Origin of the sequence: Haemophilus sp. CCUG 60358 (genome assembly GCF_001679485.1) — a bacterium.
Classification (GTDB): domain Bacteria; phylum Pseudomonadota; class Gammaproteobacteria; order Enterobacterales; family Pasteurellaceae; genus Haemophilus_D.
In genome coordinates this window covers 1-22,708 of sequence record NZ_LZOZ01000003.1, presented here as the reverse complement: position 1 = coordinate 22,708, position 22,708 = coordinate 1, and the positions used below count along the sequence as shown (strand labels likewise).

Here is a 22,708-nt window from a genome sequence, read left to right as displayed (position 1 = left end):
TTAGGAAATTAATTAATCTTGTAATGCCCCACTGTTAAACATTGGCAATCCCATTGTTTTTAAGCTATCGCGATAAATACCCAGCAAGTCTTTCTCCGTAATTTTTTGTAACTGATCTAACGGTTTATCTAACGCTGCTACGGTTTCAATCACAAGACCTTGTGGACCGGATTCTTGCGTCGCAATTTCAAATAATGCTTGTCCGCGACGAACATGACTACCTGAACTAATCAACACGGCATGTTTGATTTTGTGTTTCGCTAAAGAGTAACGAGAGAAAAGCGCATTTTCGACTGTTGAACGCGCATAGTTATCCGAATAAATACGGCTTGCATCAACGCCTTTCTCAATCAACCATTGCTTCATTAAATCCCCTTCGGTTTTATTGTTTTGTGGCACTCCGCCTGTCACAATAATTAACGCATCTGGATTTTGATTCGCAATTTCTAAGGTTTTCTCTAAACGTTGCACCAAAATATCATGCATGCTGCCATCTGGATTTAAAGCGTAGCCCAATGTAATAATCGCTGATTGTGCCGGTAACTTAGTTTCGAGTTTATCGGTAATTGGCTGATTAGCCGCTTTATCAATCACTGCAAAGACTTTTTCTAATTTGCTTGCGCTTTCTGGGGAAAGTTGTTTTAAGCGATCTAAATGTTTTGTCGCTTCCGCTTGGTTGCCTTTAAAACGATTCCATGCAGCTAAGTAAGTATGTGCTTTCACATCATCTGGCGCGACATCAAGTACTTTTTGGTAAAGCTCAATAGCTTTATCGGTATTGCCGTTATAAATATTGGCATTCGCTGCACCAAACAAAAAATCCACACGATAAGGCTCAAGCTTATACGCTTCTAATAAAAGATCCGCAATACGCTCCATATTAGAAGGAAGTTTCGCGGTAAAACCTGCATTTGAAACACGAGCCGGTGAGTTTTGAATTTTCACCGCTTGTTCAAGCAACTCATCCACAACCTGTCTTTGAGTAAGAAGTTGTTGGTAATTTAATTGAGGCTCAAGCACTTTCACTTCTGCAGTGCTGGCGAAGCTGTTTACTGCAAGAGATGAAAGCACAGCAAGTAAGGAAATCTTGAAGATTTTTTGCATAATTAATTCTCCATATTGGATTGAATAACAAAAAGAGCGGTCACTTTTTTATCAGTTTCCGCTCTTTTCACTAAGCTTGATTCATCGACATACACAATAACGTCAATGGATGGATACAAGTCACGTTAGATGACATATCGATCTGCCATTTACAAGTTTGGCATTCAGAGATCACGTAATCAAATCCGCCTGCATTGATGTTATCGAATAAGTTTTTACCGATAGATTGAGAAACCTCGTAGTTTTCTTCTTTGAAACCGTATGTTCCTGCAATACCGCAACATTGTGATGGTAACATCACCACTTCTAAGCCTGGAATTTGTTTTAACACTTCCAAGGTGTATGGTGCCCACCCCGCTTTATCCACGTGACATGCGGTGTGATAAGCCACTCGCAATTTCAATGGTTTAAGCGGTAAGGTTTTACCTTCTTTAAAGAGTTGATATAAGAATGGTGTCACCATGTGAATATGCGGACGAACTTTCGCATTGTCGATACCTAAAATATGATGATATTCATCACGTAAATTTAGGGAGCAACTTGATGCTTCACTGATCACATCTAAGCCATTTTCATCCACCATTTTGCTGATGTAATCGGTGTTAAATTGAGCTATTTTCTTCGCACGTTCTGGGAATTGGTTCACGCTTAATGGCAAGCCACAACATTTTTCTTTTTCCAATAACACCACACCAATGTCCATGGCATTGAACACTTGAATAAATTCTTTACCCAATTGTGGATTATTGTAGTTCACATAACAACCGTGATAATACGCCACTTTGCGTTCGAATTTTTGTTGGTTTTCCACCATTTTTTTCATATACCAGCTGCGGAACGTACCAAAGGAATATTTTGGTAACGTACGATGGCGGCTAATTTTCAATGCTTTTTCCAACACAAATTTTGTCGCTTTCAAGCCCGTAATCGTATTCACAATTGGCGCAAGCGGTGTATTAAGTGAACCCATAATATCGGTGTTACTTAAAATTGCATCACGTAATTTTTGCACGGTCGGTTTGTGTTGTTGAGCAAGGTATTTGTTTCTTGCGCGAACGATAATGTCACCAATTTTCACATCAGACGGACACGCAATTTCACAACGTTTACAGTTAGTGCAGTATTTCAATGCTTCATCATAAAGTTCGGCTGATTTTAAGCGTAAACGCTCACCATCTGGGCCTGATTGTTTTGGACCCGGATAGTTTGGATTTTGACGCGAAACCGGACACACTGCTGTACACGCCGTACATTTAATGCAGCTCTCAAAGCTTTCATCAAAAGCATGATGATGTTGTGGTGCATTAAGGGATTGTTTTGCATTTTCAATTAATTGTTGAATGTTCATAACGCCTCCTTAATGTGTGTTGTGAAGAATTTCATCGGCAACCGCAAGAGCTGTTACCACTGCCACGCCAGAACCACAACCGAGTTCTAGTGCATTGAAACCACCAATCACATTACCGACCGCATATAAATTCGTTAAAAATTGACCGCCCTTTTGCACTTGGCATTGCGCATTAATCGCTACACCTGCAGATTGGTACGGTTGTGGATTTGAGAAACGGTGATCTGTCCAAGTAAAACGATCGGTATCGTTAAAGCCTTCCACACCAATGATGTCCGAATGGAATACGGGTTCGTAGATTTTATCGAATTCAGAAACTAAACCTTTACTGAAGAAGCTACCTGACGCTAATACGAAATGCTCTGCTGTGATTTCTTCCTCTTCGTGCAAACGCGTTTGAATAGCACGAACTTTGTTGCCATGAAAATGCGCTTTTAATGCACTATCACCATTCATCATGAGTCCACCTAATTTCTCAAAACGACGACGTAATTGAATACGTTGTCGCATACCTAATAAAGAAGGCGGTAAGGTTGGTAATTCAAATAATGGTAAGCCAGTTGCTTTACGAAGTGACTCCATAAATTCTTGATTTTCTAGACCGAAACAAGCTGGTAAGAAAATCGCTTCTGTGCCTTGTGCCGCTTCTTTCATTTCAGCCACAAGATCATCAAATTTCAGTTTATATTCTAAAACCTGCGCAATGTTCACACTGCGGAACTCACGAGAGTTTGCACGTAACTGATCTAATTCTGGAATATTTAAAAAGCCTGTTTTTACTTCACAATGTGCAAACTGTGGATTAAGCGTGAGGTTATCCGCCAATAATTCTGGCTGGAAATCGTGATAGCCTTCAATGCCTAAAACCGCAATTTTTTTATACGGGAATGCAGTTTCGCCTTGTACCGTTGGCACACTATTTGGTGAAAGCCATGCACCACGCAAGCTGCCTAAACCGGTTACGCGAAGATGATTTTCTGCAGTTGAACCAATTAAATCTAAATTTAACGATGCTGCTAATTTTTCGAAATCTTGTGCTTTCGCTAATACACGTTCAGCACCCATAATACTATAAGGGTGTTGTGGTAATTGAGCGGCAAGTGCGGTCAAATTTTCAGGAATATTTTTAACAAACGTACCATTTGGTAAACGGCTTAATAAATCCAATGAGCCAGACGCAAAATCAATCGCTGCTTGGCCATTATTGATAATGACACAACGTTTGCCTTGTTCTTGTAGGGCGATGCCGCAAGTTAAACCTGCAAGGCCGCCACCAATAATCACTATATCAAAATTCATTGCTATCCGTCCCTTGCTGTTTGTCAGTTTCAAGCGGTTGAACATCATTTAAGCCCAACACACTGCCATACATCCACGAAGTAAATTCGGCTTCACGAATCGCTTCACCCCATGCAATAGGCTCAATACCACGCCAACGTTCCTCCATGAAAGAGGTTAATTGTGTGGTAGATTGGCGAGGCGTTGCTACTTCAAAACGATGCATTAAACCTGCTGCACGACATGCACAAAGCTCAGCTTGGCAAGTCCCCATACCCACACGAGTACGGCGACGTAAATCCACTAAGTTATTCACATTTAATTCATCAATAGCATAACGTACTTCACCCGCTGTTACTGCTTCACATTCACACACCATTGAACGATCAAGACGTTCTTTATCTAATAAACGAGTTGCACGAGAACCATGACGATACACGGCTGAATAACGAATCGTACTTGGAAGTGAAATGACTTTCTGATTGGTTTCTGCTCGGCTTTCGGTTGAACCTGGCAATGGACGTACAGCTGTCGTACAACGTGCTGTTTTGTTGAGTTTTTTACAAACAAGATCCGTTGCCCATTCAGCCATTAAGCGATAAGTCATTAATTTACCGCCAGTGATTGTGATAAAGCCCTCTAAGCCATCACGCTCTGCGTGATCAAGTAACACGATACCGCGACTTACGTTACGACCTGATGGATCGTCATCAGACGCCACTAATGGACGCACACCAGCATAAGCACGTAATACACGAGTATGACGCAAGCTAGGGGCTAGTTTTTCCCCTTCACGGAATAAGATATCCACTTCTTCTGGGGTCACTTCCATATTGTCGATTTGATCGTAAGGAATACGACTAGAGGTTGTACCGATAACGCAAATAGTATCACCCGGTACAAGAATATCCGCATCTGCCGGTTTACGACAACGGTTAATGACCATTTTGTTGATACGGTGACCCATGACAAGTAATGCGCCTTTTGCTGGGAACATTTTGATTTTGAGATCCGCATATTCTGCGATGCCTTGTCCCCAAATACCGCCTGCATTAACAACTAATGGCGCAAAGAATTTACGGTTTACGCGATTTTTGTGATCGTAAACATCTACACCGATTACTTTGCCACCTTCGCGAATTAAGTTTTTCACCTCGCAATAAGTGAACATTTTCGCGCCATTTTCGGTGGCATCCATCACGTTGGAGGCGGTTAAACGGAAAGGATCGATTGAACCATCAGGCACCACAACGGCCCCAACTAAATCTGGGTTTACCGATGGTTCCATAATTTGGGCAAGTTTAGGATCAATGGCGACAGCTTCAATACCAGATTTGGTACAACTTTCGATGAAGGTTTTTTGATAATCAAGGGAATCTTCAGGTAAGGTGATAAATAAACCTTCTGTTTCATCCACACAGTGACGAGCGATATTGCGCAGAATTTTATTTTCTTTAATACATTCTTCTGCTGATTCCTGATCGTTCACGGCATAACGCGCACCACTATGTAACAAACCGTGGTTACGACCTGTTGCGCCTGTCGCAATATCACGACGCTCTAATAAAATACAGTTAATTCCACGCAATGCACAGTCACGAGCAATCCCCGCACCTGTTGCACCGCCACCAATGATAATCACATCCGTCGAGATAGGTGAAAAATCACCCACATCACGATACATATTAGGCGATAATCCCATTGTTACCCCCAAAGCCAAAATATTAATAAAAAGAAACGTAAAAACTGTTACAAATTCCATGGCTATTGTATGGGAGAGCGCTTAAATTCACAACATTTTGAGCGAAAAAGAAAGCCATTTTGTGAAGCAGATCACATAATTTTCGTATTCGCTCATTTGTTAAATTTTTTTTTGTGAAATACATCACATTTTTGAATTATTTCTCTTTTTAATTTCTATTTTTATTTTATCATGCACGCTATCCCCATTGTCGGGGTGGACTCATAATTAAAATGATTTTGGAGAGAAATTATGTTTGGACCATTTAAACCCGCTCCGCATATTGCGGAACTTCCAGCGGAGAAAATTGATTCCACGTATAAACGCTTACGTTGGCAAGTGTTTGCAGGGATCTTCTTTGGTTATGCCGCTTACTATTTTGTACGTGCAAACTTTGACTTAGCACAACCCGGTTTAATTCAACAGGGCTTGTACACAAAAGCGCAACTAGGTGTTATCGGCTCGGCGGCTGGTCTTGCCTACGGTTTATCTAAGTTCGTAATGGCAGGTATGTCTGACCGTTCGAACCCTCGCGTATTCTTACCATTTGGTTTATTGCTTTCTGGTCTTTGTATGACCATGATGGGTTTATTCCCATGGGCAACCTCTGGCGTTGCCATCATGTGGGTAATGATCTTCTTAAATGGTTGGTTCCAAGGTATGGGTTGGCCTCCATGTGGTCGTACAATGGTACACTGGTGGTCTAAATCAGAACGCGGTACTATCGTATCTATCTGGAATACCGCGCACAACATCGGTGGTATGATGCCGGGTGCAATGGTGCTATTAGCAAGTGCCGTGTTCTTCAGCACTCATGGTATCGAAGCACAAGCAAAAGACATTTGGCAACAATCCCTCTACTATCCGGGTATTGCTGCAATGATCTGTGCAATTCCAGTTTACTTCGTGATGCGTGATACTCCACAATCTTGTGGTTTACCATCAATCGAAAAATGGCGTAATGACTACCCAGATGACTATAACGAAAAAACTTACGAAAACGATTTAAGTACAAAAGAAATCTTCGTAACTTATGTATTGAAAAACAAATTGTTATGGTACATCGCGATTGCTAACGTATTCGTATACTTAATCCGCTACGGCGTATTGAAATGGTCTCCGGTTTACTTAAGTGAAGTAAAACACTTCAACATCAAAGGTACTGCATGGGCTTACACCATTTATGAATTAGCAGCAGTTCCTGGTACATTATTATGTGGTTGGGTATCTGATAAAGTCTTCAAAGGTAAACGTGGTTTAACCGGTTTCATCTTCATGATCTTAACTACCGCAGCAGTTGTAGCATACTGGATGAACCCAGCTACACCAGAAGCTGAGCTTGCAAACTACTCAGCTTGGTATGAAAACCCATATCAATTAACTGACTTCATCTTAATGACCTTAATCGGTTTCTTAATCTACGGTCCTGTAATGTTAATCGGCTTACACGCGCTTGAGCTTGCACCGAAAAAAGCAGCAGGTACAGCAGCAGGTTTCACCGGTTTATTCGGTTACTTAGGTGGTACTGTATCAGCTTCAGCTGTTATCGGTTGGGCAGCTCAACACTACGGCTGGGACGGCGGTTTCTACGTCATGATCGGCGGTGGTATCTTAGCGGTGTTATTACTCTTCATCGTAATGGTTGAAGAAGGTAAACATAAAGCTAAATTAGGCGATACCTACGGTAAATAATCTATAAATTAAAGGCGACAGGCGAAGGCTTGCCGCCTTTTTTATTACAAAAACAACTGAATTTTTAACCGCACTTTAAAAGGAGATAATGTGATGAAATTGAATAAATTAACCATTATGTTAGGCGCGGCAGTTATGGCAAATGCAGCATTAGCAAATCAAACTTGTGAAGCGCCCTATCGTTCAGCACTCCCCGCTTATACTTATAAATTAGACAAAGTGCTCGAAGTCAACGGACGTCAAGGCATTACCACTGATGGTAAATATTTATATGTATCAGGCAGTAAAACTCTATCTAAATATGATATGGATGGAAAACTGATTAAAGAAAATAAAGATCCTTTTGTCGGCTACCAAAAGGAAGCCAATCACATTGGCGACATTGATATCTACAACAATGAACTTTATGTTTCTTCTGAATGGTTTGATGCTGGCGTAGGTAAAAATATTCAAATTGCAATTCACGATCCAGAAACCCTCGCATTAAAAAGATCAGTTGATTTTAATCCTGAGTCAGGTCAAGTCGAAGTTTCCGGCATCACCGTAGATACCGTTCACAATTCAGTTTGGATGGCATCTTGGGTTGGTGAGGAAAGTGGCCGTTATTTATATGAATACGATCTTTCAACGGGTAAATATAAACGTAAAGTGCATTTACAACCTGTTCCACAATGGATTCAAGGCGTTTATGCCTACAACGGTGATCTCTACGTCACATCTGATGATGGTACGGCAGATGAAAAAGAACCCGATCATATTTATCGTGTAGAAATTTCAGATAAAAATAATGAAGCTCGCGTCGTTTTAGAAAAAACATTAAATGACATTCGAGATGTCGGCGAAGTCGAAGGCTTGAATGTGAATCCGAAAACGAAACAACTGCTTGTCCATGCAAACCGAGGCAAACAAATTGTGCTAGGGATGCCAAAAGGATTTTATCCAGGATATGACCGTGAAATTAGTGAGATCTATTTTTACGACATGAAACCAAGATGTAATAAGTAAATCAAGGAGAACACACAATGAAACTCAAAACTTTAGCGCTTTCTTTATTAGCTGCAGGCGTACTTGCAGGATGTAGCGCACACTCTTCTGTGGACACTATGAAATCAGACAAAATTATCATTGCTCACCGTGGTGCAAGTGGTTACTTACCAGAGCATACACTTGAGTCTAAAGCGCTTGCATTTGCACAACATGCAGACTACTTAGAACAAGACTTAGCGATGACAAAAGATGGTCGTTTAGTTGTTATCCATGACCACTTCTTAGACGGCTTAACTGACGTGGCGAAAAAATTCCCAAATCGTCATCGTAAAGATGGTCGTTACTATGTAATCGACTTCACCTTAAAAGAAATTCAAAGTTTAAATATGACTGAAAACTTTGAAACTAAAGACGGTAAACAAGTTGCAGTATATCCGGGCCGTTTCCCACTTTGGAAATCACACTTCAAAATCCATACTTTTGAAGATGAATTGGAATTTATCCAAGGTTTAGAAAAATCGACTGGTAAAAAAGTAGGTATCTATCCTGAAATCAAAGCCCCTTGGTTCCACCACCAAAATGGCAAAGACATTGCAGTTGAAACCCTTAAAGTATTGAAAAAATACGGTTACGACAAGAAATCTGACATGGTTTACTTACAAACCTTCGACTTCAATGAGTTAAAACGTATCAAAAACGAATTGCTACCAAAAATGGGCATGGATTTAAAACTTGTTCAATTAGTGGCATACACCGACTGGCATGAGACTGAAGAAAAAGATGCGAAAGGCAAATGGGTGAACTACGATTACGATTGGATGTTCAAACCAGGTGCAATGGCAGAAGTGGTAAAATATGCTGATGGCGTTGGTCCAGGCTGGTACATGTTAGTAGATAAAGAAAAATCTAAACCAGGCAACATCGTGTACACCCCATTAGTGAAAGAACTCGCACAATACAAAGTGGAATTACACCCATACACCGTACGTAAAGATGCGTTACCTGAATTCTTCACTGACGTAAATCAAATGTACGATGCGTTATTGAATAAATCTGGCGCAACTGGTGTATTCACCGACTTCCCAGACACTGGCGTTGAGTTTTTGAAAAAACAAAAATAATACGTAAGTAAAAGTAATAAAAAGAGCGGTCAAAATTCGTTGTGATTTTTGGCCGCTTTTTCTATATTCCTTTATCAAATTAATAATGCATGCTTCTCTGCATGAATTCGTGGCTAATCATATGTAAAGAAACAGAGCTTTTACAAGTCACATTGTAGACTACTTCATGCCAAAAGTAGCAATAATAGAATTATAAAACAGACTAGCCAACTCTTTTGCTCGTTTTTCAGAAGATTTCTGATCCCAAACTGCACTATTTCTATACTTAGAAACAAAATCTCTAACCATCTCTAATTCTGACTCTTCAAATAATTTTAATTTAGCTTTAAAACCTTTCGAATCACATTTTGAGTTGATTTCTGGTCCTAAGGGTATAAGGTTACCTATTTTATGCTCCCAAGCTTTCTTAGTACTTCCTTTTATTTGAGATTGCGGAGTAATATGCTCTAAACTCATATTGTTTATAGATAATTCTCCAGTATTTCGATACACAAACATCTCAAGATACATAAATATGAGGTTAATCGTTTCTTTATCTTTCAAGAAAGAGAGTTTCGTAAACTTATCTAAAACAAGAGATTCTGGTATTAGTTTTAGTTTTTCTTTAAGTTTCTCCTCTAACTCTCTTATAATTGTTACTATTTCTTTATTATCTCCAGTGCATTTATAAATTCTTCTGGCATATGTAGCATAGCTTCTTTCTAGACCTGATTTAGGAGAGGATGTTATTCCAGAATGAATAAAATGAAATATTGATATTTTATTCAGAATATCTTTTAAATTTTTTAAACTGATTCTTTTATTATTCCACAACTGAATCAACACAAGAATTAACGGTCTTGCTATTTTAATATTAAAAACCTCTAATTTTTTTAGCGATTCATAAATCTCCTTATGCTCCAAATTCTTCCAGTCTTCTTTATTAGGTAATGCTATCTTTAGATACTGTTGTGACGAATCTAATAAGTCAAGCAAAAACTCATTATATTTTTCTTCACTGCATTCCACCTCATCTAGAAAACTTCCATAAATATCAGACTCAGAAGCTCTCTTGTACTTTGCATTCCAATACTGATAGAAAAAGTAGGTTAATGTTTCATTTTTAATACTCTGAATATTTTCTTTTATACTAATCCAACTTTCCTTTGCAAAATCATTGGGATGAGTAGAATCTAAAACAGAAAATAATTCATTTTTTATAAGATCAATATACTCTAAATTTTTTCCTTTAGCATTCAAAGTTTGAAATATCTTTTGTGAATCTTTCTTATTGTCTACCGTGATATAAATTGTTTCACACAGCTTTAACTGCTCTCGTAAAACCTGCAAAAAAACCAAAGGGTCATTTTTTCCATTGCCATTTGCTATTTCATCTTTAATTTTATTATAAAAGAAATTATAGGCCTTATGTAACCTCTTATTTTCAAGAGGCGAAAGATCAATACTATGTTTAGATGCTTTATTCTTTTTTCTAAATTGTATTTCATTAGGAAAGAATTCACTATTGTTTTCACTTTTTAATTTGAAAAATGGATCATCATTTGTATCTTTTCCTTCGATGTATCTATAACAGGTATTACTGAATTTTTCGTATTCCTTTCCATTTTGCGCTGTTTTAGCCAATTCATCTCCAATATTAACCAAAGCAGATAAAAAGATAGTTATCGTTGTAATTCTTTGTTGCCCATCAATAATATAATATTTTGAATCTGTATCTTTTATTAAAACTAATGACCCTATAAAATATTCCTTAGCTTTGAATGGGGTACATTCATAATCAATCTGTTCATTAATATCCTCCCAAAATTCCTGGATCTGTTCTTCTTCCTCCCAAGAATATTCTCTTTGATATCTTGGTACAACATACTCTCTCTCTAAACTTAAGATATCCTGTATAATTTTAGGTTCCGCATTAAAATTCATTATATATTCTCCAATAAAAACAGATAGTAGGGGACATATTATCTATTTTTTATTAAATTTTCTGTGAGCAATTTCACATTATTTGAAATTCACTCTCATATTTCTAAAAATTCGCATCCACGCGCTATCTTCAGACCAATCTTCCAGATACCATGAGTTACTCACGGCACGGAATACTCGTTCTGGGTGAGGCATCATCGCGGCAATACGACCGTCCACGTTAGAAATCGCGGTAAACCTAATGCCGAGCCATTCGGGTTGGCTGGATAGGTCTCAGTTACATTTACATAGCTGTCGATATACAGTACCATAATCAAGTTTTTAGCTTGAAGTGCGGTCAAATTTTCAAGAGTTTTGAATTCTATTTCTTTTCTTTGTTATTGGTTTGTATCTCTTAATAACAAAAAGGCCTGCCATTTATCTCAGCAAGCCTTTTAAAATAACGCAATTAAGCAAATTGCTTTTTATTCTCTAAATAACGTTTCGCACATTCTGCTGCAGCAACTAAGCCGCCTGCCATCATAATAATATCTTTAATCACGAGTCGGCCAGCACCTGAGAGATATGGGAAGCCATAATTAGGTGTTGGGAAGTCTCCACCTAAATTCGGCACCCAGGTTTCTGGCGTAAATATCAGGAACGACAGCGTGACTATCGACATACCAAACGTGAGCAAGCCTCCAAATAGTCCGAGTGTCGGAGACCAAATTCCTGCTAATACTAAAATACCAATTGTCACAATAATTGCGCCTATAATATAAGAAGCGGTATAGGTGCCGTTGGCTTTATGCCATTCAATATTTTTTGCAACCATTTTGCCTTCAGGGTTTTTATATAAGGTATATTCTTTCACTAAAACACCCTTATCATTTGTCACTTCATTTGCGCCGTTTTTGTAAAGGAAGCTTAAGAAAGGACTATTTGACACAAAGTGTGCAATACCATCTGCCTCATATTGGCAAACTTTTAAACCTCCAATCCAAACCATCACCACACAAATCGCAATGCGGATAAAGTTAATAAATTGACGTTGCAATGGCGCAACAATATTAGCTAGCAATGTAACGATGCACTCATGTAGAACTCCTCATATAGTTCAATTGATATTACGGGCATATGCCCAAGAATTTTTATATAAAATATTTATATAAACCATTTACAATATTACTCGCTAATATTGTTGGCATTTTTTATTACTAAAATTTATGCAATAAAAAAGAGATACCAATTTAGTTGTATCTCTTATTTTTAATTAATTTTCTGTGAGCAATCTCACATTATTTAAAATTCACTCTCGCATTTCTAAAAATTCGCATCCAAGCGCCATCTTCAGACCAATCTTCTGGGTACCATGAGTTGCTCACGGCACGGAATACACGCTCAGGGTGTGGCATCATCGCAGCGATACGACCATCTACGTTAGAAATTGCAGTAATCCCTAATACCGAACCATTCGGGTTGGCAGGATAAGTTTCAGTCACGTTTAAATGGCTGTCGATATATTGCGCCACAATCAAGTTTTGCGCTTGAAGTGCGGTCAAATTCTCAAGTGTTTTGAATTCTACGCGACCTTCACCATGAGAAACCGCAATCGACATATGTGAACCTGCCATGCCTTTAAACCATAATGAGTTGGTGTCGTTGATTTTCACCATCGCGGCACGCGCTTCAAAACGCTCTGATTTATTACGCACGAAACGAGGCCAATTTTCTGCACCTGGGATGATTTCCGCAAGGGTGGAGATAAATTGACAGCCGTTACATACGCCTAATGAAAGGGTGTTTTCATTGGCGAAGAATTGGCTGAATTGATCGCGTAATTGTGGGTTAAATAAAATGGATTTCGCCCAGCCACCACCTGCACCTAATACGTCACCGTAAGAGAAACCACCACAAGCTACCATCGCGTTGAAGTCGTTTAAGTTGTAACGACCCGCCATTAAATCGCTCATGTGAACATCAATTGCGGCAAAACCTGCACGGTCAAAAGCCGCAGCCATTTCAACATGACTGTTTACGCCTTGTTCACGTAATACTGCCACTTTTGGTTTCACGCCTTTGCTGATGTACGGCGCGGCAATATCTTCATTCACATCATAGGTTAAGTGAGCGGATAAACCTTTGTTGTCTGTTGCTTTTTTCGCTTCAAATTCTTGGTCAGCACATTCTGGATTATCACGTAAGCGTTGCATTTGGTGAGTGAGCTCTGCCCAAATACTACGTAATTCAGAGCGTTTTTCGCTTAATAGTTTTTTGCTGCCTCGAGTGATTTCAAAACGATCTTCTAAGCTGACAGAACCGAGTTCATAAGTTAAGCCAAGCAAGTCATGGGCTTTTAATACCTCACGCACGGCGCTTAATTCACTTTCTGATACTTGGATCACCGCACCTAATTCTTCATTGAATAACACGGATAAATCATTATCGCCTAATGCAGAAATATCCACATCCACACCGCAGTTACCCGCAAACGCCATTTCTACAAGTGTGGTAATTAAACCACCGTCTGAACGGTCGTGATAAGCTAATAATTTACGTTCTGCCACCAATGCCTGCATCGCATCAAAGAAGTTTTTCAGTTTAGTAACATTCACCACATCAGCCGGTTTGTCACCTAATTGTTTATACACTTGCGCAAGTGCGGTCGCACCTAAGCGATTTTTTCTCTCGCCTAAATCAATCAATAATAAACGGCTTGCGCCTTTGTCTGTGCGTAATTGAGGTGTCACGGTTTTGCGGACATCTTCCACGCGCGCAAAAGATGAAATCACTAAAGAAAGCGGAGCTGTTACGGATTTTTTCTCGCCATTTTCTTCCCAAGTGGTTTTCATCGACATAGAGTCTTTACCCACTGGAATGGTGATGCCTAACGCAGGGCAAAGTTCTTCACCTACCGCTTTTACCGCTTCATATAAGCCTGCATCTTCACCACCATGACCCGCTGCAGACATCCAGTTTGCAGACAGTTTGATGCGTTTAATATCGCCAATATTGGTGCCCGCAATGTTAGTAATAGATTCAGCCACCGCTAAACGTGCAGAAGCCCCAAAGTCTAATAATGCCACAGGTGCACGTTCACCCATTGCCATAGCTTCGCCGTGATAGCTGTCTAATGATGCAGTTGTGACGGCCACATCAGACACCGGAATTTGCCATGGGCCGACCATTTGATCGCGCGCTACCATACCCGTTACCGAACGGTCACCAATGGTGATTAAGAAAGTTTTTTCTGCCACCACCGGTAAGCGTAATACGCGATGGAAGGCTTCTTTTAATTGAATATTTTCTGTTGCAAGCGGTTGATTTTCGACAGTTTTTGACGAAACCTCACGCGTCATTTTCGGGGTTTTGCCTAATAATACATTCATTGGCAAATCAATTGGATTATTGTCGAAATGACTATCGTGCAAGGTTAAATGTTTCTCTTCCGTTGCCTCACCAATGACCGCAAACGGTGCACGCTCACGTTCACAAAGTGCGGTAAATAATTCGAGTTTTTCTGGCGCAACCGCTAAGACATAACGTTCTTGCGATTCGTTACACCAAATTTCCAATGGTGACATGCCTTTTTCATCACAAAGGATGGAACGTAAGTCAAATTTACCGCCACGTTCGCCATCGTGCACCAATTCAGGCATCGCATTGGATAAACCGCCCGCGCCCACATCGTGGATAAAGAGGATTGGGTTTTCTGCGCCTAATTGCCAGCATCGGTCAATCACCTCTTGGCAACGGCGTTCCATTTCTGGGTTTTCGCGTTGAACTGAGGCAAAATCTAAATCTTCTTTTGATTTACCACTGTCCATAGAAGACGCTGCCCCTCCGCCTAAACCGATGTTCATCGCTGGGCCGCCTAAGACGATCAATTTAGCACCAACTGGAATTTCGCCTTTTTGAATGTGTTCGCCACGAATATTACCGATACCGCCCGCTAACATAATCGGTTTGTGATAACCGCGCACTTCTTCACCATTGAAGCTATTGACTTTCTCTTCATAGGTACGGAAATACCCCAATAACGCAGGACGACCAAACTCGTTGTTAAATGCTGCACCACCTAATGGGCCTTCAATCATAATATCTAAGGCTGAAGCAATACGGTTTGGTTTGGAGAGTGGATTTTCCCAAGGTTGTTCAAAGTTTGGGATCACTAAGTTAGATACCGAGAAACCGGTTAAACCTGCTTTTGGCTTTGCCCCACGACCCGTTGCACCTTCATCGCGAATTTCACCGCCTGAACCTGTTGCAGCACCCGGGAATGGTGAAATTGCGGTTGGATGGTTGTGGGTTTCCACTTTCATTAAGATATGTGCATCTTCATTGTGATAACGATATTGCCCATCTTGGTCTGCAAAGAAACGACCGACTTTTGAGCCTTCCATTACTGCAGCATTATCTTTATAGGCTGAAAGCACGAAATCAGGGGTTTTCTCAAAGGTATTCTTAATCATTTTAAACAGGGATTTATCCTGTTTTTTGCCATCAATAATCCAATCGGCATTAAAGATTTTATGGCGACAGTGCTCAGAGTTGGCTTGCGCGAACATATAAAGTTCAATATCGTGCGGATTGCGCCCTAATTGAGTAAAGTTTTCCACCAAATAATCAATTTCATCTTCTGCCAGTGCCAAACCTAATTCTACGTTGGCTGTCACCAACGCTTCACGTCCGCCTTTTAAAATATCCACGGTTTTAAACGGTTTCGGATCTTGATGACGGAATAAGATCTCAGCATCTTGCGGATTGCGCACCACGGTTTCCATCATTCGGTCGTGTAAAAGTGCGGTCAATTTTTCTGTTGTTTTTTCATCAATCGGTTGGCTTAACTCAAAATAATACGCCAAACCACGCTCAATACGCTCCACTTCACTTAAACCACAGTTATGCGCAATATCCGTTGCTTTAGAAGACCAAGAAGAAATCGTGCCAACGCGTGGAATCACGATAAAGGTTTCACCTTTGGCTTCATGTTCAGCCAGAGTTGGACCATAATGTAACAATGCTTTTAGTTTTGCTTCCTGCTCGCTAACAAGCGGTCGATTTAATTCCACAAAATGCAAATATTCCGCATAAGCCGATTTTACTGGTAATTGATTTTGTTGGAATTTTTGCATTAAGCCTTGAATACGGAATTCAGAAAGGGCGGGTGAGCCACGAAAAGTTTGAAACATACGGGTACCTTTGAGTTATGTTTGAGGTAAAAATCGCGGGCTATTATAAAGGAAAAACACCAAAACGAAAACGTTTGCGTCAATCATTTTCAATGATTTTAGGTAAGAGAAAGCATATAATCATCAAGCAAATTCAAAAACAATCCAAAAACTAACCGCACTTTAAGGCGTCACTATGATCATCAACGACATCAATTTCAACGATCTCTACCAACAACATCTAAAAGCCTGTAATCACTATAATCTTCCACCGACAAAATGGGATAAAAAAGCCCCTAAAATGGCTGAGAATTTAGTGGGCAAGCCAAGCCGCTATAACGAAACCTTGCTTAAAGCCATGAATGTGCAACCCAATGAAACCGTATTAGATATCGGCTGTGGCCCCGGTACCTTTGTGATTCCTTTAGCCCAACAATGCCAAGCTGTGTATGCCCTCGATTACAGCCAAGGTATGTTAGAGATGGTTCAGCAATATAAAGAAAAGCATCAACTGAATAATATTACGCTTCTACATAAATCATGGTCGGATAACTGGGATGATGTTCCTCAAGCGGATGTGATACTCGCCTCTCGCTCGACGCTTGTGGATGATTTGGATGACATGATTGAAAAGCTGCAAAGCAAGGCAAAAAAACGCGTCTTTTTAACCTCAGTGACACAACGCCATTTTCTCGATGAAGATGTATTTGAAGCCATTGGTCGTGATGATGTGGGCTTTCCAACTTATATTTATTTAGTCAATCGCCTTTACCAAAAAGGCATTCACGCTAATGTAAGTTTTATTGAAAGTGAATCAGGCCATTTCCAAGGTGAAACCTTTGAGGATTTATTAAATTCTGTGGAGTTTTCTCTCGGCAATCTCACTGAAAAAGAAAAACAAAATTTAGCTCACTTCTATCAACAAAAACAAATAAACAATGAACCGATAAAACACGGACAACGAAAATGGGCGTTGATTTGGTGGGAGGTTTAAGAAAAAATGCGGTCATTTTTGACCGCATTTTACGCTTTAAGATAGATTAAAGAATCTCTAATAACTTCGCAAAGTCATCAAACACCCAATCTGGATTTGATTCCGCAATTGGAATGTTGTAGTTGTATCCGTAAGTTAATCCCACAACCGGGCAACCTGCTGAATGTGCGGCGAGAATGTCATTTCGAGAGTCACCTACAAACAACACTTGGCGAGGTTCTACGCCAAATTTACCGCATAAATAATATAATGGGCCTGGATGTGGTTTAATCGCGGGTAATGATTGTCCTCCAAGCATTTCACTGAATAAATGATCGATGCCAAATGCCGCCAATACTGGCTGAACATGGCGAGTTGGTTTGTTCGTTACCACGGCTAAGGTATAACCACGAGCTTTCAAAGTTTCTAATGTTTCTTTCACATTTGGATATAAACGACTCACATTGCAAAGATTCTCCGCGTAATACACATTAAAACGCTCTTTCACTTGCTCCATTTCTGCATCTGAAAAGTCTTTACCTATTTGCCCTTTTGCCCATTCTAAAGCTCGTGCAATCAATACAGGTGCCCCATTACCAATCCAAGTTAACACTAACTCTTCTGGTGCTTGAGGTAAACCAAAGTCTGCTAAAGCAGAATTCACAGATAACGCTAAATCCGGCAAGCTATTCACAAGCGTACCGTCTAAATCAAAACCGATAACTTTAAATTGGGTCTTCATTCTTACTACCATCTATTTAACTGAAGCTAACTGCGCACGCATTTGATCAATGATTTGTTTATAATCTGGTTTGCCAAAAATCGCTGAGCCTGCCACGAACATATCTGCACCGGCTGCGGCGATTTCTGCAATATTATCCTCTTTTACCCCACCATCAACTTCTAAACGGATATCTAAACCGCTTTCATCAATCAGACGACGTGCCTGTTGTAATTTTTTCAATGTTGAAGGTAAAAACGATTGTCCACCAAATCCTGGATTCACGGACATTAACAAAATCACATCCACCTTATCTAATACATAATCCAAATAACTTAATGGTGTGGCAGGATTAAACACTAAACCCGCTTTACAGCCGTGATCACGAATGAGCTGTAACGAGCGGTCAATATGTTCACTGGCTTCAGGATGAAATGTAATATAATCCGCACCCGCTTTGGCAAAATCAGGAATAATACGATCGACCGGTTTTACCATCAAATGCACGTCAATGGGTGCCTTAATGCCATAATCACGCAAAGCTTTACACACGGCTGGGCCAAAGGTTAAATTTGGCACATAGTGATTATCCATTACATCAAAATGAATCACATCCGCACCGGCATTCAACACGTTTTGCACATCATCACCAAGACGAGCAAGATCTGCAGAAAGAATAGAAGGGGCGATTAAATAAGGTTTCATTTGTCATCTCCTAAAGGATAAAAGTGCTTGTAGTTTACTACGTTAGGCTAAATTTTACCTTGATTATTTACAAGTTTTAGCTGAAAACAAAGAAAAAAATAACCGCACTTGATTCAATTACCTCAAAGTGCGGTTGGTTTTTATCGTATTTAAAAAGGGCTGATTAGTTTAATCCAATGATTTCCCAACGATTGTGAGATAGACCATCAATTTTGCCTTTTTTCACATTCGTGATGTAATCGATCATCATATTTTGGATCGTGCCTTTTTCACGGCCCATTGCCACTTTAGATTCCCAAAGTACTGGAATTTGTTGGCCTTCCCAAATACCACCTTTGCCGTTTAATTGAGCGAAACGATATGAGTTCATACCCACTTTTAATTTCATATCGTCCGTTACCGGTTTGCCGTCAGCAAGGGTTAAACCAACGATTTTGCTACCTTGTGGATTACGTAAGTCAATTTTGTAATTTACGCCACCGAAAATGTCGTAAGTCACATATTTTGATTTTTTACGTTCCGCATTGTAACGATATTCGGTGTCACCTGGTTGGATGGTATCGAAGTAGTTCGCAGACCATTCCATATATTCTTTCAATTGTTTACCGGTCATTTCATAAACGGTGACATCGCCGCCAGCATAACGATAGTTAAAGATGATGTCTTTTTTCTTGATATCGCCTTTATCCATACGTGCTTTTTGATGGTCGAAAGAGAAAGTCACCACATCTGCACCGCTGTAATGTTGTTCAACATCATTAATAAATGAAGATAAACCGGTATCTTTTGAGAATGCAGCAGATACACCGTGTTTGGTCTCTTGTGGCACCATTTCATTTTCGGTTTGACCAATCACCACATTGTTTAATTCACGTAATTTCTCATGATAAGGTTTATAGATTTCGGCAATTTTCTTATCCGCTTCAAGTTCTTTAACTGGAACAGTTTTGGATTCTTTCTTCACCAATTTCACTTCTTTTTTATCGTTGATATCAAAAGTGAGATCCACTTCAGATACCACGGTACCGTAACGGTGTGGTTCAGTGATTAGTGTATTTTTAATAGTTTCACTTGGTACATCTTTGTGCATGTGACCCGCGATGACTACATCAATGCCGTCTACTGCATTGATGACATCACGCATACCGGTGTCAGGAATCTTGTTTTCATTGTCGATACCCATGTGAGCGATAACAATAATTGCATCGACACCTTTCGCTTTTAACTTCTCAACTTGTGTACGTGCTTCTTCCGTTGGTGAAGTAAATTTCATGTCTTTTAAGTTGCCCGTGTCTTCTTCAAATTTTGCTGACATTGGGGTACTTAAACCGATAATACCTAATTTCACGCCATCTTTTTCGATGATGGTTGTTGCATCAATATAACGTTTATCATTTTTCTTATAATAGAAGTTTGCGGTTAATTTTTTCGCTTTGATGTCTTTTAAGATTTCATCTAATGCTTTCATCCCAAAGTTAAACTCGTGGTTACCAAGTACGAAAACGTCGTATTTCATTTCATTTAATACTTTTGGAATTGGGTGATCTTTGTAATATTTTTTATCTTTTGCGAACACATCGACTTGGTTATCTTGGATCGCATCGCCCACATCCACTAACACCACGTTTTTGTTGTTTTTACGCACATCTTTCACATAAGTTGCGATTTGCGCATAAGAACCAGATTTATCTTCTACGTCTGCGCCATAGCTCCAAGGTACAACGCGACCATGAATATCAGAGGTACCCAATATTTTAATATTTACTTCTTGTGCCATTGCTGTGCTAACAGCAGAAAGCGCAAATAATGAGCAAAGTAATTTTTTCATAAAATTTCCTTTAAAGTTGCACAAAGTGCGGTTAAAAATGCCGGAGAATTATAGCGGTGAATCGATTGCTGACATAATTTTATTTTGAAGAAAAATAAAATTTGTGAGCTTGATCACATTTCATTTGGAGGATTAATGTCCTGTTTGAGAAAATAAGTTAATCACTAAAACACCGCTGATAATCAATGCCATACCAATCAGGCCAGCGGTATCGATTTTCTGACCAAAAGCGAAATACGCCACAATGGCCGTCAAAACAATGCCGACACCCGACCAAATGGCGTAAACCAAGCCCACGGAAAGCGTGCGAAACACAAGAGAGACAAAATAAAACGAAATGGCATATAAGGTTAATGAGCCTATTGTAGGTAAAAGTTTGGTAAAGCCATCGCTGACTTTTAATAAATTCGTTGCCACAATTTCAAGGCAAATCGAAATAGCGAGTAATGTCCAAGGATTCATATCAATCAAAACGTAAAGTAGAAAACGCTATTCTACCTTAAGCGGCGGATGGATGTAACCGAATTTGACGAGCCATGGCTTGCATATAAGGCGCTGTTTGTTCAAAGAAATAACGGTAAGAGGCACATAAATAATTATGTGGATTGGGTTCATTTTCGAGAGAAACAAAACGATGTTTCGGGCAACCGCCATAACAGAGTTTACGAAACTCACAATGACGGCAAAGTACGGTCAATTTTTGTGATTTCTCTAAACCGAATTGCTGTTGTTTACTGGAAAACACAATCTCTGTTAAAGGTTGCTGAGTTAAATTTTCCCTTGTACCTATACGATGATATTTATTGGTGATCAGTGCCTATATGTTACTTATTCATGCTATAAAATAAAAAAATGGCAGAGGAAAACGCCCTCTGCCATTTCAATTATTTTTCTTCTCTTTTCACTTCATCCCATAGGATATCCATTTCAATTAAAGAAAGATCGTTAACTGATGAACCTCGTTCCAATGCTTTTTCTTCTACTTTACGAAAACGTTGTTCAAATTTATTATTCGCCTTACGCAAAGCTTCTTCTGCATTACATTTGAGGTGTCGAGACAAATTAACCGTTGCGAAAAATAAATCCCCGATTTCCTCTTCTATTTTTTCCTGATTACGAGGTGTTTGATTGATTTCATCCTGAACTTCTTGCAATTCTTCTTCAACTTTTGCTAATACAGGTTCAAGTTCGTCCCAATCAAACCCAATCTTTGAACATTGTTTTTGCATTTTTTGTGCTCTTAACAATGCAGGAAAAGCGTTCGGAATATCATCTAAAATAGAACGTTTTTCTTGAACTGATTTCTCTTGTGCTTTGATACTATTCCAACGAGCTAACGCTTCTTCTTCATTTCCAGCTGTTGCATCACCAAACACATGAGGATGACGACGCACAATCTTTTTAGAAATATCATTAAGAACATCATCAAATGTGAAATAACCATCTTCAGAAGCAAGCTGACTAAAAAATACAACCTGTAATAAAAGATCTCCAAGCTCTTCCCTTAAATTAGCAATGTCTTTCTTTTGGATGGCATCAATGACTTCATAAGTTTCTTCTGTTAAACAGGGAATCATTGATTCATAATTTTGTTTAAGATCCCAAGGACAACCGCCATTAGGATTACGTAATTGCGCAATTAATTGAATAAAATCTTGAATGGAATAATGCATAAGAATATCTCTGAAATACTAAAAATGCGATTAGTATAAAACGAATAGCAAAATAGACAATATTCTTACAAAAATTAGAGATAATTTGATATGGAATAATGGCAGGGGCGGAGAGGCTCGAACTCCCAACACCCGGTTTTGGAGACCGGTGCTCTACCAATTGAACTACGCCCCTATTGGTATTAAGAATTGGCGGAATGGACGGGACTCGAACCCGCGACCCCCTGCGTGACAGGCAGGTATTCTAACCAGCTGAACTACCACTCCGCTAAATGAGGTATAATTGGCAGTGACCTACTCTCACATGGGGAAGCCCCACACTACCATCGGCGTAACAATGTTTCACTTCTGAGTTCGATATGGATTCAGGTGGGACCATTGCACTGTTGCTGCCAAAATTTTTATTTTGTTAATTTACTCTAAAAATAAACTAACAAAATAAAAAGTACCTGGCGGTGTCCTAC

At 39.5% G+C, this 22,708-nt stretch carries 17 protein-coding genes, 2 tRNA genes, 1 rRNA gene and 1 pseudogene; 4 read left to right on the top strand and 17 right to left on the bottom strand.

Annotation, left to right across the window (positions count from 1 at the left end; genetic code table 11):
- Nucleotides 1-12: 12 nt before the first annotated feature.
- The 4 genes from A9500_RS01290 to glpA all read right to left on the bottom strand — a co-directional run bounded on the left by A9500_RS01290 (nt 13) and on the right by glpA (nt 5,432).
- Nucleotides 13-1,104, bottom strand: coding sequence for a YdcF family protein (locus A9500_RS01290; RefSeq protein ID WP_065243608.1), 1,092 nt, complete (start codon nt 1,102-1,104; stop codon nt 13-15).
- A 70-nt stretch (nt 1,105-1,174) separates the two neighbouring features.
- Nucleotides 1,175-2,452 carry an anaerobic glycerol-3-phosphate dehydrogenase subunit GlpC gene (gene glpC / locus A9500_RS01285; protein ID WP_065243607.1) on the bottom strand — a complete coding sequence of 426 codons (1,278 nt, stop codon included), beginning with the start codon at nt 2,450-2,452 and terminating at the stop codon, nt 1,175-1,177.
- Between the two features lie 9 nt (nt 2,453-2,461).
- Entirely contained in the window at nt 2,462-3,751 is a 1,290-nt protein-coding gene (gene glpB, locus A9500_RS01280) for a glycerol-3-phosphate dehydrogenase subunit GlpB (protein ID WP_065243606.1), read from the bottom strand.
- The gene (gene glpA / locus A9500_RS01275; protein WP_065243605.1) at nt 3,741-5,432 is read right to left on the bottom strand and encodes an anaerobic glycerol-3-phosphate dehydrogenase subunit A; all 1,692 of its coding nucleotides are present in this window, start codon (nt 5,430-5,432) and stop codon (nt 3,741-3,743) included. The genes glpB and glpA overlap by 11 nt, the downstream gene beginning before the upstream one ends.
- 291 nt (nt 5,433-5,723) lie before the next feature.
- Here glpA and glpT point away from each other — a divergent pair, with 291 nt between their 5' ends.
- From glpT to glpQ, 3 genes are all read left to right on the top strand, one after another.
- On the top strand, nt 5,724-7,163 hold the full coding sequence (gene glpT, locus A9500_RS01270) for a glycerol-3-phosphate transporter (RefSeq protein WP_065243604.1): 1,440 nt from the start codon (nt 5,724-5,726) through the stop codon (nt 7,161-7,163).
- Nucleotides 7,164-7,256: 93 nt separating this feature from the next.
- Nucleotides 7,257-8,168 (top strand): YncE family protein, encoded by a 912-nt coding sequence (locus tag A9500_RS01265; protein ID WP_065243603.1) that lies wholly within the window; start codon nt 7,257-7,259, stop codon nt 8,166-8,168.
- A gap of 17 nt (nt 8,169-8,185) precedes the next feature.
- Entirely contained in the window at nt 8,186-9,271 is a 1,086-nt protein-coding gene (gene glpQ / locus A9500_RS01260; protein ID WP_005697412.1) for a glycerophosphodiester phosphodiesterase, read from the top strand.
- A 159-nt stretch (nt 9,272-9,430) separates the two neighbouring features.
- On the opposite strand, the gene A9500_RS01255 is transcribed toward glpQ, so the two are convergent.
- The 4 genes and pseudogenes from A9500_RS01255 to purL form a co-directional block, all read right to left on the bottom strand.
- A complete protein-coding gene (locus tag A9500_RS01255; protein ID WP_065243602.1) occupies nt 9,431-11,194 on the bottom strand; it encodes a DUF262 domain-containing protein in 1,764 nt (587 codons plus the stop codon).
- 78 nt (nt 11,195-11,272) lie between these two features.
- Nucleotides 11,273-11,559, bottom strand: a pseudogene (locus tag A9500_RS10970) (phosphoribosylformylglycinamidine synthase subunit PurQ); the annotation flags it as partial.
- Nucleotides 11,560-11,642: 83 nt separating this feature from the next.
- A complete protein-coding gene (locus A9500_RS01250) occupies nt 11,643-12,263 on the bottom strand; it encodes a YkgB family protein (protein ID WP_065243601.1) in 621 nt (206 codons plus the stop codon).
- Nucleotides 12,264-12,471: 208 nt separating this feature from the next.
- Nucleotides 12,472-16,365 (bottom strand): phosphoribosylformylglycinamidine synthase, encoded by a 3,894-nt coding sequence (gene purL, locus A9500_RS01245; protein WP_065243600.1) that lies wholly within the window; start codon nt 16,363-16,365, stop codon nt 12,472-12,474.
- A 175-nt stretch (nt 16,366-16,540) separates the two neighbouring features.
- Between purL and A9500_RS01240 the strand changes: the two genes are divergently transcribed.
- Nucleotides 16,541-17,338 (top strand): class I SAM-dependent methyltransferase, encoded by a 798-nt coding sequence (locus A9500_RS01240; protein WP_065243599.1) that lies wholly within the window; start codon nt 16,541-16,543, stop codon nt 17,336-17,338.
- 46 nt (nt 17,339-17,384) lie between these two features.
- Here A9500_RS01240 and A9500_RS01235 read toward each other — a convergent pair whose 3' ends face one another.
- From A9500_RS01235 to rrf, 9 genes are all read right to left on the bottom strand, one after another.
- Nucleotides 17,385-18,059 (bottom strand): phosphoglycolate phosphatase, encoded by a 675-nt coding sequence (locus A9500_RS01235; protein ID WP_065243598.1) that lies wholly within the window; start codon nt 18,057-18,059, stop codon nt 17,385-17,387.
- 12 nt (nt 18,060-18,071) lie between these two features.
- Nucleotides 18,072-18,743: a ribulose-phosphate 3-epimerase gene (gene rpe / locus A9500_RS01230; RefSeq protein WP_065243597.1), complete on the bottom strand. Its 672-nt coding sequence runs from the start codon at nt 18,741-18,743 to the stop codon at nt 18,072-18,074.
- A 163-nt stretch (nt 18,744-18,906) separates the two neighbouring features.
- Complete coding sequence (locus tag A9500_RS01225) at nt 18,907-20,571, bottom strand: bifunctional UDP-sugar hydrolase/5'-nucleotidase (protein WP_065243596.1); 1,665 nt, start codon at nt 20,569-20,571, stop codon at nt 18,907-18,909.
- Nucleotides 20,572-20,703: 132 nt separating this feature from the next.
- Nucleotides 20,704-21,033, bottom strand: a complete 330-nt coding sequence (locus tag A9500_RS01220; RefSeq protein WP_014064309.1) for a multidrug efflux SMR transporter — start codon at nt 21,031-21,033, stop codon at nt 20,704-20,706.
- Between the two features lie 37 nt (nt 21,034-21,070).
- Complete coding sequence (locus A9500_RS01215) at nt 21,071-21,361, bottom strand: SPASM domain-containing protein (protein ID WP_257005657.1); 291 nt, start codon at nt 21,359-21,361, stop codon at nt 21,071-21,073.
- A 94-nt stretch (nt 21,362-21,455) separates the two neighbouring features.
- Nucleotides 21,456-22,244, bottom strand: coding sequence for a nucleoside triphosphate pyrophosphohydrolase (mazG, locus tag A9500_RS01210; protein ID WP_065243594.1), 789 nt, complete (start codon nt 22,242-22,244; stop codon nt 21,456-21,458).
- A 99-nt stretch (nt 22,245-22,343) separates the two neighbouring features.
- A tRNA-Trp gene (locus tag A9500_RS01205) sits at nt 22,344-22,419 on the bottom strand.
- A gap of 15 nt (nt 22,420-22,434) precedes the next feature.
- A tRNA-Asp gene (locus A9500_RS01200) sits at nt 22,435-22,511 on the bottom strand.
- A 14-nt stretch (nt 22,512-22,525) separates the two neighbouring features.
- Nucleotides 22,526-22,641, bottom strand: a 5S ribosomal RNA gene (gene rrf / locus A9500_RS01195).
- Between the last annotated feature and the right edge of the window lie 67 nt (nt 22,642-22,708).

What these genes read in the sequence shown, in the direction of transcription:
- A9500_RS01290 (WP_065243608.1), bottom strand. Translation starts at nt 1,104, where the DNA reads ATGCAAAAAATCTTCAAGATTTCCTTACTTGCTGTGCTTTCATCTCTT.
- glpC (WP_065243607.1), bottom strand. Translation starts at nt 2,452, where the DNA reads ATGAACATTCAACAATTAATTGAAAATGCAAAACAATCCCTTAATGCA.
- glpB (WP_065243606.1), bottom strand. Translation starts at nt 3,751, where the DNA reads ATGAATTTTGATATAGTGATTATTGGTGGCGGCCTTGCAGGTTTAACT.
- glpA (WP_065243605.1), bottom strand. Translation starts at nt 5,432, where the DNA reads ATGGGATTATCGCCTAATATGTATCGTGATGTGGGTGATTTTTCACCT.
- glpT (WP_065243604.1), top strand. Translation starts at nt 5,724, where the DNA reads ATGTTTGGACCATTTAAACCCGCTCCGCATATTGCGGAACTTCCAGCG.
- A9500_RS01265 (WP_065243603.1), top strand. Translation starts at nt 7,257, where the DNA reads ATGAAATTGAATAAATTAACCATTATGTTAGGCGCGGCAGTTATGGCA.
- glpQ (WP_005697412.1), top strand. Translation starts at nt 8,186, where the DNA reads ATGAAACTCAAAACTTTAGCGCTTTCTTTATTAGCTGCAGGCGTACTT.
- A9500_RS01255 (WP_065243602.1), bottom strand. Translation starts at nt 11,194, where the DNA reads ATGAATTTTAATGCGGAACCTAAAATTATACAGGATATCTTAAGTTTA.
- purL (WP_065243600.1), bottom strand. Translation starts at nt 16,365, where the DNA reads ATGTTTCAAACTTTTCGTGGCTCACCCGCCCTTTCTGAATTCCGTATT.
- A9500_RS01240 (WP_065243599.1), top strand. Translation starts at nt 16,541, where the DNA reads ATGATCATCAACGACATCAATTTCAACGATCTCTACCAACAACATCTA.
- A9500_RS01235 (WP_065243598.1), bottom strand. Translation starts at nt 18,059, where the DNA reads ATGAAGACCCAATTTAAAGTTATCGGTTTTGATTTAGACGGTACGCTT.
- rpe (WP_065243597.1), bottom strand. Translation starts at nt 18,743, where the DNA reads ATGAAACCTTATTTAATCGCCCCTTCTATTCTTTCTGCAGATCTTGCT.
- A9500_RS01225 (WP_065243596.1), bottom strand. Translation starts at nt 20,571, where the DNA reads ATGAAAAAATTACTTTGCTCATTATTTGCGCTTTCTGCTGTTAGCACA.
- A9500_RS01220 (WP_014064309.1), bottom strand. Translation starts at nt 21,033, where the DNA reads ATGAATCCTTGGACATTACTCGCTATTTCGATTTGCCTTGAAATTGTG.
- mazG (WP_065243594.1), bottom strand. Translation starts at nt 22,244, where the DNA reads ATGCATTATTCCATTCAAGATTTTATTCAATTAATTGCGCAATTACGT.